Source organism: Faecalibacterium sp. OM04-11BH (assembly GCF_003482185.1).
In the GTDB taxonomy this organism is placed as follows: Bacteria; Bacillota; Clostridia; order Oscillospirales; family Ruminococcaceae; genus Faecalibacterium; species Faecalibacterium tardum.
Genome location: NZ_QULS01000009.1, coordinates 42,917 through 57,128 on the forward strand (window position 1 = coordinate 42,917; position 14,212 = coordinate 57,128).

The following is a 14,212-nucleotide window of genomic DNA, read 5'->3' on the forward strand; positions in this document are numbered from 1 at the left end:
CGGCGGCGGGGTGCTGCTGCTTATTTTTGTTTTTCTGCACAAAATGTTCTGCGGGCAGGGTTTTCCTCTTGACAAGCGGGCAAATGTTTCGTACTATATTTAGTAGTATGGAATCAAAGACGCTGTACGCAGGTTTCAGTGTGACCCTGTACCCATTTCAGGCAAAGCGTGCCTGTTTGATATAAAATGGAACCGTAGAGAGAAAAGCCGTATGCTTTTGCCCGTGCCGCCGGTTTTGGGCGGTGCGTATGCTTTTGGTGTCACTTTTTGGATTGAAAGCTCTTTCTATATCATTGCCCGTGTCCTGCTGCGCAGCGTCTCCTGCTTTTAATTTTGCATTGAATTGAAACAAAGGAGAGTGAACGCAATGACCGCGATCGGAGTGATCGTGGCCTTGATCGTTGCTGTTGTCGGCGTGGCTGCGGGCTATTTTATTGGTTACAACAACCGTAAAAAGACCGCCGAAGCCCAGATCGGCAGCGCCGAGGCCGAGGCTACCCGGCTGGTGAACGAGGCGATCAAGACCGCCGACCAGAAGCGCAAGGAAGCGGTTCTGGAAGCAAAGGACGAGGCTTTCCGTCTGAAAGCCGAGGTCGATGCCCAGAAGGCAGAGGCCGACAAGGAGATCAAGCAGCGCCGTGCGGAGATCAGCCGTCAGGAGAACCGCATTGACCAGAAGGAAACGGCGCTGGACCGCAAGACCGAAGCGCTGGAAAAGAAGGAAGAAGAGCTGAAAAAGCGCGCTGCCGACGCCGAGGAGCGTCTGGCAGAGATCGACGCTTTGCGCGCCAAGGAGATGGAGCGTCTGGAAACGCTGGCCGGCCTGAGCCAGGAGGACGCCCGCGAGGTGCTGCTGCATAAGGTGGACGAGGAGCTGACCCACGAAAAGGCCGTGCGCGTTGCCGCCTACGAGACCGACCTGAAGGAAAACTGCGATAACATCGCCCGCAACCTCATCGGACAGGCCGTCAGCCGCTGCGCTGCCGACCATTGCAGCGAGACCACCGTCAGCGTGGTGCCGCTGCCCAGCGATGAAATGAAGGGCCGCATCATCGGCCGCGAGGGCCGCAACATCCGCGCACTGGAGACCGCTACCGGCGTGGATCTGATCATCGACGATACCCCGGAGGCCATTACCCTGTCCTCCTTCGACCAGACCCGCCGCGAGGTGGCCCGCATGACGCTGGAGCGCCTGATCGGCGATGGCCGTATCCACCCTGCCCGCATCGAGGAGACGGTGGAAAAGTGCCGCCACGATCTGGAACTGCAGATGAAGCGCGAGGGCGAGCGTGCGGTGATGGAGCTGGGCATCCACGGCCTGCACCCCGACCTGATCAAGCTGATCGGCCGACTGAAGTACCGCACCAGCTTTGGTCAGAACGCCCTGACCCACAGCATGGAAGTGGCTTGGGTGGCCGGTCTGCTGGCAGGCGAGATGGGCGTGAACGTCACCATGGCACGCCGCGCCGGTCTGCTGCATGATATCGGCAAGGCACTGGATCACGAGATCGAGGGCAGCCACGTCCAGATCGGCGTGGACATCTGCCGCAAGTACAAGGAGAACACCCAGATCATCCACGCCATTGAGGCACACCACGGCGACGTGGAGCCCAAGACCCCGCTGGCCTTCATCATTCAGGCTGCCGACGCCATCAGCGCCGCCCGCCCGGGTGCCCGCCGCGAGAACGTGGAAAGCTACGTCAAGCGCCTTGAAAATCTGGAGGAGATCTCCTCCGGCTTCGAGGGCGTGGAGCAGGCCTTTGCCGTACAGGCAGGCCGCGAGGTGCGCATTCTGGTCAAGCCCGACGTCATCAGCGACGATCAGGTCATCCTGCTGGCACGCGCTATCGCAAAAAAGATCGAGGATACGCTGGATTACCCCGGCCAGATCAAGGTCAACGTCATCCGCGAGAGCCGCGCTGTGGAGTACGCAAAATAAAGCCTTTTTCCGCAGGCTGCCGTGTTTTTTGCACGGCAGCCTGTTTTTTTACGCCAAAACGATTGCATTTCCTGCTAAAAAAAGGTATCATGGATGCAGAAGAAAGCAAAAAGAACTGCGTCCGTGCGGACGCAGACCCGCAACGACCCCGGAACGGAAAGGAGCATCGTTCTATGAAAAACTGGAAGAAATTACTGGCTTGTCTGCTGGTCAGCCTGATGGCACTGACCGTGTTCACCGCCTGCGATGCCAGTGTGGGCGCACCCATGGGGGCCAAGCGCTCGAACGCCGAAAGCGAAAGCGTAAAGAAGCTGTGCGAGAGCTTTAAAGGCGTGACCTACGATGAAGAACTGAGCGAAAAGGCTTACTATATTGCCTACTGGGTCGCCGGTACTTCGGTGTCCTGTTCGACCAATGCTAATAAGACCGAACTTTACCGTGTGGGCAGTGCCAATGACAGCGCGAAAATCAACCTTTTACAGCACAACTACGCCACTGCGTTTGACAGCATGGGCATCGGCAAGGGCATCGGCGGCGGTATGGGCGCAGATGACTTTATCCCGGGCTTTTACATTGATACAGATCTGGATTCCAGAAAAGACTATATCAGCTTTACCCTGCCGAAGGACGGCAGCGTGACCGACACCATGACCAAAGCCGCAGAGGGCAAGACCAAGCTTGGCGTTGCCTACGTGGTAGACAAGGGCGTAAGCTACGCCGTGGTGCTGTTTGGGTAAAACCATTTTAAATGTGCGCCGCGTTCGCTATGCACATCAATAGCGGAAATACGATTTAAATTTGGGGAGCGGAACGTCTGCGGACGTTCCGCTCCCCTGCTTTCACGGGAGGGAGCCTTTGGCATGGCGGTACAGTTTCCGGTTGAACCGCAAAGTTTACAGGCGGGAACGCTCCCCTTTGGGGAGCTGGCGCGCAGCGACTGAGGGGCTTCAAATCGGCGGAGCCGGAAAAAACGGTTAAAAGATCTTCACGCCGAACAGGCGTGAATCTTCAGTTTTTTCCGGTGCAGCCCTCTGCTTTGGGGTTAAAAGGGGCGAGCAGCCCCTTTTTCGTGGCTCCAGCGCGTCGAAATCGCTGGCACTTTTCTGGTTCTCTTTTGGTGTCAAAAGAGAACATCCCTCGGCAAGCAGAAACTTCCCCCGCGGAGCGCATTCAAAATCGTCCCACGCAAAAAGCAGCCGCCGCACTTTCTCGTGCAGCGGCTGCTTTGTTTGTGCTAGGATGCGATCAGCCCTTCAGGAAAACCGGCAGGGGCTTGCCCTCCTTGAGCCACTGGTGATACTCGGCGGTGGCGGCAAATTCCACGTCACCGGCAGAGTTCAGGGCAGTTTCCACCGAGTCCTGCACCACGCCGATGATGAAGCCCACGCCCACCATCTGCATGGCGATGTCGTTGGAGATGCCGAACAGCGAGCAGGCCATGGGGATCAGCAGCAGGGAGCCGCCAGCCACGCCGGAAGCGCCGCAGGCACCCAGAGCGCTCATGGCGCTCAGCACGATGGCGGCGGGCAGGGACACCTGAATGCCCAGCGTATTGGCCGCTGCCAGCGTCATGATGGTAATGGTGATGGCGGCACCGTCCATGTTGATGGTAGCGCCCAGCGGGATGGACACGGAGTACATATCCTTGTCCAGACCCAGCTTTTCACACAGGGACATATTCACAGGGATGTTGGCGGCAGAACTGCGGGTGAAGAAAGCGGTCAGGCCGGATTCCTTCAGGCAGCGGAATACCAGCGGGTACGGGTTGCGGCGCAGGTAGATGAACATGATAAAGGGGGAAACGATCAGCGCCATGAACAGCATGGTGCCCACCAGCAGCGCCAGCAGCTTGCCGTACTGGGTAAAGATGGCAAGACCGTTGCCGGAAACGTTGGTGTACACCAGACCCATGATGCCGAAGGGTGCCAGATTGATGATCCAGCGCACGATCTGAGAAACGGCATCGGCGGTGTTTGCCAGAAAGACCTTGGTGCTCTCTGCGCCGATGTTCTTCATGGCAATGCCGAACATGCAGGCCCAGAACAGGATGCCGATGTAGTTGCCGTTCATCAGGGCGCTGACGGGGTTGGCCACAAAGTTGGTCAGCAGGGTGCTCAGCACCTCGCCCAAGCCCTGCGGGATCACATCGGACTGTGCCGCATCGGCCAGCACCACCGTGACCGGGAACATAAAGCTGGTGACGACCGCAATGGCTGCCGCCAGAAAGGTGGTGAGCATGTACAGCCAGATCACGGTGCCAAAGCGGCGGTCCAGCTTGGACGAGCCCTGTGCCAGTGCGCTTGCCACAATGACGAACACCAGCACCGGGGCAATGCCCTTCAGCGCACCGACGAACAGGCTGCCCAGCTCGCCTACCCAACCCGCGCCCGGCGCAACAAGCGCCAGCACCGAACCGACTGCCAGGCCGATCAGGATGCGCAGGATCAGGCTGGTCTGGTTGTATTTTGCTACAACCGCTTTCAAGGTTTTCATATCGTAACACTCCTCTTACACTGTACGCCTAGCGCGTACACTTTCCTGTTTCTTATGCAAGAACAGTTGTCATTATAGCACATACGGCAAAAAAGAGGAAGTGTTTTCAGGCATTTTGACGCCTCAAATCACGTTTTTTGTAACCTTTTGCAAAATCACCTTGAAAACTGTACTTGCATAAAATACAGTTTTGCGGTTTTGACGAGGGAAACCCTCTCAGTCATCGCTGCGCGATGCCAGCTCCCCCGAGGGGGGAGCTTTAACTCCCTCAGTCAAAACCTATCGGTTTTGCCAGCTCCCTCTGGGAGGGAGCCTTTGGCACGGCGGGAAAGTTTGCGCCTGAAGTGCAAAGCTTGCGGATGTGCCCGCTCCCCCGAGAGGGCCGACTTCCCCCGGCCGGGGGGAGATGTCACCGCAGGTGACAAAAAGGGGAATCTGTCGCGCAGCGACTGAAGGGCTACGAATGGAGAAGCGAAAAAAGCGTTAAAACGATAGCGCCGACTGGCGCAGCGCTAGCTTTTTTGTGCTTCGACTTCTTCTTTAGGATTGTCAAGGGCGTGCAGCCCTTGGCGACGGGTTGCGGCACCCAGCATCCGCTTCGCGCCTTGGGCGGCACTCGCGTCTTGCTGGCCGCTGCCCCAACAGCTGCTCCCTGTTTCCGCCGCTGGCGGCGGTCGCAGTTGTTGCATTGCGGGGTGGGTGGAGTCCAGAGGTAGGGAGGGGGGAGTCGGAACACCCCTCCCTGCCTCTGGCCCAGCGGAGCGTCCTTGCACGCTGACGGCAGGCAGAAAGTTGCCATAGCAGCAACGCTGCAACTGCCGTTCACCGTTACGACCCCACCCATGAAAAAAGGTTCTGAAAAGCCCGCAGACTTTTCAGAACCACAAAATTAAAATTATTTTCCCGCTTACCCCAGCTGGCTCTGGGTCAGAGACAGCCGCTGGTAGGCAATGCGCGGGGTGCCGTCCTCTACATGGATGATGCCGCAGCGGGTAAAGCCCTCGCTTTCCAGCAGATGCTGCATTACCTTGTTGTCGGCGTGGGTGTCGGCGCGCAGGCTCTCGCAGTGCTCCAGACACCACTCCACCACTGCTTTGCCCACGCCCTTGCTCTCGCCCGCCGAAGCCAGCCGGTGCAGTGTGCCATAGGGCAGGGTGTCGTTGAGCCACTGCCCGTCCTCGATGACCTTGTAGGTGGGGTCCTCGCCAAGGATAAAGGCAAACACCGCCTGCATCTGGCCGTTTACCATGTACACGAACAGCCGGTTGGTGTCGATATCCTCTTCCAGCAGCTCCGGGCTGGGGTAGTTGTCCCCCCACTGGGTGGGGTTGCCGTTTTTCGCCATGAAATCCCGCGCACGGGCATAGACTTCAAGGATCTTTGCCATATCCGCTCTTACTGCTCCGCGAAACATATCCACTCATCCTCTCTTGCCCGCGCCCTGCTGCGCGGGGTACATTTATTTCAGTATAACACAATTTTCCATAAAGCACCAGATTTTTCTCCATTTTGCGGCAAAAACAGACCGCCGTGCGCGGGGCGGCAGCACGGCGGTCGGGGGCAGCAAATCAAAAGAGGGCTTCATGCGGTGGGGCGGCGGGGAGCGGCACCGGTGCGCACCAGCCGGTACTCCCGGGGACTCAGGCCGTAGCGCTCGTGGAACAGGCGGTAGAAGTAGCTGGTGTTCTCGTAGCCCACCTGCGCAATGATCTGCTGGATGTTCAGATCACTGCGGCGCAGCAGCCGCGCGGCAGTCTCCATGCGGTGCTTTTGCAGCAGCTCCTTGTAGGTGCGCCCGGTCTGGGCGCGCACGCACTCGCTGACATACGCCAGCGAAACACCATAAGCCCTTGCCACATTGGAAAGGCTGGCCTCACGATAATTTTGGGTGATCTCCTGCAGCGCCGCCTGCACCAGTGCATCGCGGCTCACGGCCTCCATGCGGGCGGGCTGCGTGGAGCGTTCAAGCTTTGCCATCATTGTATCTGTCCTCCGTAACGGTGCGGCTGGCGGGGGACTGGGGGAAGCCGGAACCACCCGCCGCACGATAACTGCGGAGCCCTTTCCGGGCTCTTATACCCTGAATACGAATGACCTGCCGCAAACATTGCAGAAAAGATAAAAATTTTTTAGTCAATTTTCGTTGTAGGGGGAGCTTTCCCACAGAAAAAGGCTGTCTGCCGGGTGGCAGACAGCCTTTTTCAGAAGAAAATAAGGAAAACACGCGCCCAAAGGGGCAGAGTGAGTATCAGAACATACTTTCGTCCTTGTAGCGCCCGGTGCGCACGAACTGCACCCACTCGGCTACATTCACGGCGTGGTCGCCGATGCGTTCCAGATACTTGATGACCATGAGCAGATCCAGCGCGGCGTCCACCTTGGCGGGGTCGGCGGCGATCTCCTGTGCCAGCGTGTGCTTGATGGCGTTGAAGTCGTAGTCCACGGCGTCGTCTGCGGCGATGACGCGGCGGGCGGCGATCTCATCCTCGGCGGTCAGGGCATCCATGGCGTCTAAGATCATCTGGTAGGCCTTGCGTCCCATGGCAATAGCCTGACTGACAGCGGGGTCTCTCTCCTTACGCACGGTGACGAGATGTGGGATGATCTCCGCGATATCCGAAGCGTGGTCGCCCATGCGCTCGATATCGGTGACCACCTTCATGGCGGTGGAAATGTGGCGCAGGTCGCCCGCCACCGGCTGCTGGCGCAGCAGCAAGGTCATGCAGCGGTGCTCGATGTCCCGCTCCATGTTGTTGATGCGGTCGTCCCCCTGCACGATCTTCTGGGCGGCTGCGGTGTCGGCGGTGCACAGCGCTTCCAGCGCGTTCTCCACGGCCTCGGCGGCGCCCTGCCCCATCTCCACCAGTGCGGTCTTAAGAGACTCCAGATCGCTGTCGTATTGTTTGCGAATGCTCATTGCTTTGTTCCTCCCTGCATTAACCGAACCGACCGGAGATGTAGTCCTCGGTGCGCTTGTCCCGGGGCGTGCTGAAGATCTGGTTCGTGGGGCCAACTTCCACCAGCTCCCCCAGCAGGAAGAAGGCGGTGCGGTCGCTGATACGGGCCGCCTGCTGCATATTGTGGGTAACGATGACCACGGTGTAGTTCTTTTTCAGTTCGTTCATCAACTCCTCCACCTTCATGGTAGAGCCGGGGTCCAGTGCGCTGGTGGGCTCGTCCATCAGCAGCACCTCGGGCTTGACCGCCAAGGCCCGGGCGATGCAAAGACGCTGCTGCTGCCCGCCGGACAGGCCAAGGGCGCTCTTTTTCAGGCGGTCCTTCACCTCGTCCCACAGGGCTGCGCCCCGCAGAGAGCTTTCTACCAGCTCGTCCAGCTCGGCCTTATTGCGCACGCCGTGCAGCTTGGGGCCGTAGGTGATGTTGTCGTAGATGCTCATGGGAAAGGGGTTTGCCTTCTGGAACACCATGCCCACGCGGCGGCGCAGATCGGTCAGCTCCATCTCGCGGGCAAAGATATCCTCGCCCTTCAGCCGTACATCGCCCTCGATGCGCACGCCCGGCACAAGGTCGTTCATGCGGTTGAGGGTCTTTAAAAAGGTGGACTTTCCGCAGCCGGAGGGGCCGATGAGTGCGGTGATCTCCCGCTCGCCCACGTCCAGCGAAATGCTTTTCAGCGCCTTGAAGTCGCCGTACCAGAGGTTCAGATCCTTTGCCGATATCACCGGCACATTCGTGTTTTCCATAGAGTACCTCTTTGTTTTTACTGCTTCTGTTTCAGTTTCGTTTTCGCCAGCCGTGCTGCCAGATTGATCAGCAGCACCAGCACCAGCAGCACTGCGCCGATGCCCCATGCGGAGGTAAAATCGCCGTCCTCAAAGGCGCGCAGATACAGCAGCACCGACAGGGTGGCACCGTTGGAGGTGTAGGCTTTGAACACACTCTTGGCGATCACCTCTGCCGCACCGGCGGTGAACAGCAGCGCGGCGCTTTCGCCCACGATGCGTCCCACAGCCAGAATGCAGCCGGTGACGATGCCGTCAATGCTGCAAGGCAGCACAATGGTGCGGATGATATGCCACTTGCCCGCACCCAAACCCATGGCACCCTCACGGTAGCCCTGCGGCACCGTTTTAAGGGATTCCTGCGTGGTGCGGATGATGGTGGGCAGGTTCATCACCACCAGCGTCAGACTGCCGGACAAAAGACAGGTCTGGAAGCCCAGCGCCTGACTGAACACCAGCATACCCACCAAGCCGTAGATGATGCTGGGGATACCGGCCAGCGTTTCGTTGGTGAACTCGATGACCTCGATGAGCCGTCGGTTAGAGGCGTATTCGGTCAGGTAGACCGCCGCACCTACGCCCAGCGGCAATACGATGAGTAATGTCAGCACAATGACATACAGGGTGTTGAGGATGGCGGGCAGAATGCCGTCCGTCTTTTTCAGCACACTGGCGGTGGTGGAAAGGAATTTCCAGCTGATGTGGGGGGTGCCCCGCACCAGCACCATGCCGATGATCCCGGCCACCAGCACCATCACCAGCACTGCGCTTGCCCAGACCAGCACGGTCATTACCCGGTTCCATGCCCGGCGGGAGGGCGAAAAGCTGTTATTCATCGCGGTTTCCTCCCTTCAGTACCACATTCAGCACAACATTGATGAGCATGATGAACACGAACAGCACCAGCGCGATGCTGAACAGTGCCTGCCGCTGCAAGCCGCCGGCGTAGCTCATTTCCTTGGCGATGGCAGTGGTCAGCAGGGTGACGCTGCGGAACAGGCTGTCCGGCATATTGGGGCTGTTGCCCGCCACCATCATCACGGCCATGGCCTCGCCAATGGCGCGGCCGATGCCCAGCACAACGCCTGCGGCAATGCCGCTTTTCGCCGCCGGAATGCTGATCTTGAACCATGTTTCGGTGTCGGTGGCACCCAGCGCAAGACTTCCCTGCTCATACTCCGGCGGCACGGCGTTGAGCGCCGTCACCGACACGGACACGATGCTGGGTAAGATCATGATGGAAAGCACCACGATGGCGCTGAGCAGGCAGGCACCGGAGGCCTTGCCGAAAGCTTTTGCCACGGCGGGCACCAGCACCTGCATACCCAAAAGGCCGAACACCACGCTGGGGATGCCGGACAGCAGCTCGATGGCGGTGACCACCACGGTGCGCAGCTTGGGGTCTGCGGCCTTGGAGAGGAACACTGCCGTCAGCAGGCCGATGGGCACGCCGAGGATGGTAGCGCCCAGCGTGCCGTAGACACTGGACAGGATGAAGGGCAGAATGCCGAACAGCGGTTCTGCCGCGGTGGATGCCCATTTTGTGCCGAACAGGAACTTGAACAGGCCAATTTTATGGATAGCCGGCACGCCGGAGACCACCATGTACACCGAGATAAGCACCACACAGCACACCGCCAGCATTCCGCACAGGAAGAAGATGAAATTCATCACCGCTTCCAGCCAGTCGGCGGGGGTGCGGGGCAGCCGTACCCGGCGCAGAGAAGAGGTTGTATTTTTCATAACGCAATCCTATAAAAAGCCGCACCAGCCCAGCCTTTTAGGGCAGGCCGACGCGGCAGTTCTCTTGTTCAGATGCGGGGTGGGCGGTTCACCGGGGAGCTTTCCCCGCGAAATTCGGGGCTTCCAGCTCCCGCCCTATTGCCTGCGGCAACAGGGTCCCACCCTCGGATCATTCGCTGGGGAAACTCCCCGGCAAACCACCCGGTAATTACTCGTTCACAGGCACAGCGCCTGCGGTGCGGATGAGGTCGGCAGCGTCCTTGCTGGTGGCAAAGTCCACAAAGGCCTGTGCCTGCTCAGACAGGGCAACGCTCTTGTTGGTAACGAACACGAAGGGACGCTGGATCTTATAGCTGCCGTCCTTCACGGTATCCTCGCTACACTCCACACCCTCCACGGTGACCATGGCAACGGTGTCGCCCACAGCGGACAGAGAAGCGTAGCCGATGGCCAGCGGGTTTGCCTCCACGGCGCTGATGACAGCGCCGGTAGCGGTCAGCTCCTGTGCGTACTTGCAGCTGTCCTTCACGTCCACGATGCTCTCAAAGCCATCGCGGGTGCCGGAACCGGCCTCACGGCCCACCAGAACGATCTCGCCGTCATCGCCGCCGACCTCCTTCCAGTTGGTAATTTCGCCGGTGAACATCTTCTTCAGCTGCTCCACAGTCAGGTCAGCGACCTTGCTGTCCTTGCTCACGATGATGGCGATGCCGTCCAGCGCCACGGTGGTGCCGTCCACATCGTTCTTCTCGTCGTCCTTCAGGGCGCGGGAGGACAGGCCGATGTCCAGCGTCTTGTCGGTAGCGCCGGTGATGCCTGCGCCGGAACCGGTGGGGTCGTAGCTGACGGTGACGCCCGGCTCGACCTCGGCAAAGCCCTCGGTCAGGGCTGCGATGACGTTCTTCATGGAAGTAGAACCGCCGGTAGCAACGTTGCCGCTCAGGGTGCCGGCTGCCTGCCCGGCAGCGGAAGAAGCGGTGCTGGAAGCAGAAGCAGCGGTGCTGGATGCGGAAGAAGCAGAGCCGCCGCAGGCAGTCAGGGCAGCAGCCGCAGCAGCTGCACCGCAAACGGTCAGAAACGAACGACGAGAGATCTTTTTCATGATAAAATTTCCTCCATTAAAAACCCGGGCGTCCGCCCGGCACTGTCTTTTGTGTTTTCCTTGGGAACGGCCTTATTCTACCGCTTTTCCCCCCTTGCCGCGACCATGGACGTGCAAAAAGTGCGTAAAACTTTGTGCACAATGCCAGCCCCAATGTAAAGAACAGGTAACGCGGCACAAAACAAAAAGCCGTCGGGCACTCCTGTTTCCAGAAGTGCCCGGCGGCGGGGTGTATTCGGTTTTACTCTACGCGGCCCGTTACGTTTTTGCCGTTATTCCCATAGAGGAATACAGCGGTTTGACCATTGTAGCGCACACGCAGTTCGTAGGTGCCGGGACTGTTCTTTTCCTGCACACGCTCCTTGGTTTCCAGATAGAACTCCTGCCAGCCATTGTAGTTGATCGTCTGCCCCGGCTCTGCGACCAGTTCGTTCCGCTTGAAATACAGCGTTTCCTTGGTGTCCGCCTCCCGGAAGATGCAGGTGATGTCCTCCGGCTTGATGACTACCTTTTCGGCACTTTTGTTCTGGATGGTGAACTGTGTCTGATAGGTCAATGTAAAGGTATCGCCGCCGCCCGGAAACGGCTTTGCGCAGATAAAGGTGACATCACCGATCTTCGCCACACCGCTGGTCTTGTCGATCACAGTATCCCCGCAGCCGGTCAAAGCCCCTGCGGCGGTCAGCACCAGTGCCCCGGCGCTGAGCTTGAGAAATGTTCTGCGGTCGATCATAGCGATGCACCTCCTGTATTAGGCTGTTTGGGTTCAATTATGCAAGTTTGGAATCCTTCTTAAAGGTATAGCCTTCATAAACACCGGTATAGGTCTCGGTGGGGTCTACGCCAACCCTAAGCTTGATATCTGCGGTTTGAGCTTCCATTGCCTGATAGAGATTTTTCTGGCTCTCATCCAGACGGAAGGTCAGCACACCCGTTTTGCGCTCGCCCTTTTTCATGACCAGCGTGATATTGCTCAGCAGATTTCCGCCCTGCAGCGCGACTTTCTGACCGTCGATCTTAAGCACAAACACGGATTTTGCGGGGAAACTGAAGCCATTGGAATTATCCAGATTATGAACGCGCACAGTCACTGCGAAATCTGCATACCAGGATTTCCCGGTACCTATGCCCTGATCATGAGGGACGGCACTCCATTCACCCACAGCAACCGTAAAGCCACCCAGATCGGTGCCGCTGTCACTTTCACCGCAGCCGCCCAGCAGTCCGGTCATGGATACTGCCACTGCCACCGCAGCAGAGGTCTTTAAAAACGCACGACGATCCATTTTCATAGCCATAATACAAACCCTCCTCAAATGCTTTTTGCACCCTAAGAGTACCACATTTTACCACATTGTCAACTATCGGAACTTAGGTTTCACCATTTTATCGTTCCTTTATAGTAGATATCGCAGCGCGGCAGCGGGCGCAGTGTCTGCCGCCGTTCCGGGGCTGCGGCGAAAATTTTACTTTTTTCCAATAAAATCGAAATTTGCTGTTGACAAAGGGCACCCGGTATGCTAAAATAGCCAAGTCGGGTGCGAACACCTGATGCAAAATGGACGTATGGCCCGTTGGTCAAGCGGTTAAGACAGAGGCCTCTCACGCCTTTAACATCGGTTCGATTCCGGTACGGGTCACCATTTTATAGTAGTAAAACGGTCATGTGCCGTTTTATATAGATGCCTCTTTAGCTCAGTCGGTTAGAGCACCTGACTGTTAATCAGGGTGTCGCCTGTTCGAGTCAGGCAAGAGGCGCCAGCAAAGCGATGGAAAATTTCCATCGCTTTTTTCTTTTTCCGGCAGTCTTGTTGACAGCACCGCCCCGGGGGGCTATACTTAACACACTATAAAGTATAAAAGGAACCTCCTGCCGCGCAGCTTTACGGTGCAGTAAGGCAGAAAGGCGCCCCCTTGGGGGAGCTGGCAATGCCGTAAGGCATTGACGGAGGGGGTCAAACCCTTGACAAAGGAGAACATCATGAAAAAAGTTATTCTGACCGGCGACCGTCCCACCGGCCGCCTGCACGTTGGCCACTATGTCGGCTCTCTGAAGGAGCGGGTGCGGCTGCAGAACACCGGCGAATATGACGAGATCTTTATCATGATCGCCGACGCGCAGGCGCTGACCGACAACGCCGACAACCCGGAGAAGGTGCGCCAGAACATTCTGCAGGTGGCACTGGACTATCTGGCCTGCGGTCTGGACCCCAACAAGGTGCACATCTTCATCCAGTCCATGGTGCCCCAGCTGACCGAGCTGAGCTTCTACTACCAGAATCTGGTCACCGTCAGCCGTTTGCAGCGCAACCCCACCGTGAAGAGCGAGATCCAGATGCGCAACTTCGAAGCCAGCATCCCGGTGGGCTTCTTCTGCTACCCCATCAGTCAGGCTGCCGATATCACCGCCTTCAAGGCTACCACCGTGCCCGCCGGTGAGGATCAGAAACCCATGATCGAGCAGTGCTGCGAGATCGTGCACAAGTTCAACTCCGTCTACGGCGAAACGCTGGTAGAGCCCCAGATCGTTCTGCCCCAGAACGCCGCCTGCCTGCGTCTGCCCGGCATTGACGGCAAGGCCAAGATGAGCAAGAGCCTTGGCAACTGCATCTATCTGTCCGAGGAACCGGAGGAGATCGAGAAGAAGGTCAAGTCCATGTTTACCGACCCCAACCACCTGCGTGTGCAGGACCCCGGCAAGGTGGAGGGCAACCCGGTGTTCATCTATCTGGACGCCTTCTGCCGCCCGGAGCACTTTGCCGAGTTCTGGCCGGAGTACCAGAATCTGGACGAGGTCAAGGCGCACTATCAGCGCGGTGGTCTTGGCGATATGAAGGTGAAAAAGTTCCTGAACAGCGTCATGCAGGCTGAGCTGGAGCCTATCCGCACCCGCCGCAAGGAGTGGGAGCAGCGTCTGCCCGAGGTGGTGGAAATCCTCAAAGAGGGCAGCGCCTACGCCGAAAAGACCGCTGCCGCCACACTGGACGAGGTGCGCAAGGCCATGCGCATCGACTACTTCGACAACGATAACCTGCTGAAATAATATTTATGAGAGAGCCCGAAACGCCGCAGGCGTTTCGGGCTCTCTTTTGCATCGTTTACGAAAATTGCATAGAAAATGCGGTCAAACTATGCTAAAATAGCGGCAACAAGTACAGAAAGCCCCGTTCTGGGGGCGAGAAGAAAAAAGGA

13 protein-coding genes and 2 tRNA genes are annotated in these 14,212 nt (G+C 58.2%); 5 read left to right on the forward strand and 10 right to left on the reverse strand.

Going from position 1 to position 14,212, the window contains the following annotated elements; genetic code table 11:
* Positions 1–367: 367 nt before the first annotated feature.
* Complete coding sequence (rny, locus tag DXB44_RS09115; protein WP_118658499.1) at positions 368–1,939, forward strand: ribonuclease Y; 1,572 nt, start codon at positions 368–370, stop codon at positions 1,937–1,939.
* Between the two features lie 173 nt (positions 1,940–2,112).
* Positions 2,113–2,676: a hypothetical protein gene (locus DXB44_RS09120; protein WP_118658500.1), complete on the forward strand. Its 564-nt coding sequence runs from the start codon at positions 2,113–2,115 to the stop codon at positions 2,674–2,676.
* A 508-nt stretch (positions 2,677–3,184) separates the two neighbouring features.
* Here DXB44_RS09120 and sstT read toward each other — a convergent pair.
* The 10 genes from sstT to DXB44_RS09175 form a co-directional block, all read right to left on the reverse strand.
* Positions 3,185–4,423 (reverse strand): serine/threonine transporter SstT, encoded by a 1,239-nt coding sequence (sstT, locus tag DXB44_RS09125; protein ID WP_199680595.1) that lies wholly within the window; start codon positions 4,421–4,423, stop codon positions 3,185–3,187.
* Between the two features lie 916 nt (positions 4,424–5,339).
* Positions 5,340–5,819: an N-acetyltransferase gene (locus DXB44_RS09135; RefSeq protein ID WP_347561812.1), complete on the reverse strand. Its 480-nt coding sequence runs from the start codon at positions 5,817–5,819 to the stop codon at positions 5,340–5,342.
* A 194-nt stretch (positions 5,820–6,013) separates the two neighbouring features.
* Positions 6,014–6,412 (reverse strand): helix-turn-helix transcriptional regulator, encoded by a 399-nt coding sequence (locus tag DXB44_RS09140; protein ID WP_118658504.1) that lies wholly within the window; start codon positions 6,410–6,412, stop codon positions 6,014–6,016.
* Positions 6,413–6,680: 268 nt separating this feature from the next.
* The gene (gene phoU, locus DXB44_RS09145; protein WP_118658505.1) at positions 6,681–7,349 is read right to left on the reverse strand and encodes a phosphate signaling complex protein PhoU; all 669 of its coding nucleotides are present in this window, start codon (positions 7,347–7,349) and stop codon (positions 6,681–6,683) included.
* 19 nt (positions 7,350–7,368) lie between these two features.
* Positions 7,369–8,136 carry a phosphate ABC transporter ATP-binding protein PstB gene (gene pstB / locus DXB44_RS09150; RefSeq protein WP_097779331.1) on the reverse strand — a complete coding sequence of 256 codons (768 nt, stop codon included), beginning with the start codon at positions 8,134–8,136 and terminating at the stop codon, positions 7,369–7,371.
* A 17-nt stretch (positions 8,137–8,153) separates the two neighbouring features.
* On the reverse strand, positions 8,154–9,011 hold the full coding sequence (gene pstA / locus DXB44_RS09155; protein WP_118658506.1) for a phosphate ABC transporter permease PstA: 858 nt from the start codon (positions 9,009–9,011) through the stop codon (positions 8,154–8,156).
* Complete coding sequence (gene pstC, locus DXB44_RS09160) at positions 9,004–9,918, reverse strand: phosphate ABC transporter permease subunit PstC (protein ID WP_118658507.1); 915 nt, start codon at positions 9,916–9,918, stop codon at positions 9,004–9,006. Before pstC ends, pstA begins: the two co-directional genes overlap by 8 nt.
* A gap of 208 nt (positions 9,919–10,126) precedes the next feature.
* Positions 10,127–11,020, reverse strand: a complete 894-nt coding sequence (locus DXB44_RS09165; RefSeq protein ID WP_118658508.1) for a phosphate ABC transporter substrate-binding protein — start codon at positions 11,018–11,020, stop codon at positions 10,127–10,129.
* Positions 11,021–11,261: 241 nt separating this feature from the next.
* Positions 11,262–11,753, reverse strand: a complete 492-nt coding sequence (locus DXB44_RS09170; RefSeq protein ID WP_118658509.1) for a twin-arginine translocation signal domain-containing protein — start codon at positions 11,751–11,753, stop codon at positions 11,262–11,264.
* A gap of 37 nt (positions 11,754–11,790) precedes the next feature.
* A complete protein-coding gene (locus tag DXB44_RS09175; RefSeq protein WP_097779336.1) occupies positions 11,791–12,318 on the reverse strand; it encodes a twin-arginine translocation signal domain-containing protein in 528 nt (175 codons plus the stop codon).
* A gap of 270 nt (positions 12,319–12,588) precedes the next feature.
* On the opposite strand from DXB44_RS09175, the gene DXB44_RS09180 reads away from it, so the two are divergent.
* From DXB44_RS09180 to trpS, 3 genes are all read left to right on the forward strand, one after another.
* Positions 12,589–12,663: transfer RNA gene (locus DXB44_RS09180), tRNA-Glu, on the forward strand.
* Between the two features lie 41 nt (positions 12,664–12,704).
* Positions 12,705–12,781: transfer RNA gene (locus tag DXB44_RS09185), tRNA-Asn, on the forward strand.
* A 220-nt stretch (positions 12,782–13,001) separates the two neighbouring features.
* Positions 13,002–14,063: a tryptophan--tRNA ligase gene (trpS, locus tag DXB44_RS09190; protein ID WP_118658510.1), complete on the forward strand. Its 1,062-nt coding sequence runs from the start codon at positions 13,002–13,004 to the stop codon at positions 14,061–14,063.
* Positions 14,064–14,212: the final 149 nt, after the last annotated feature.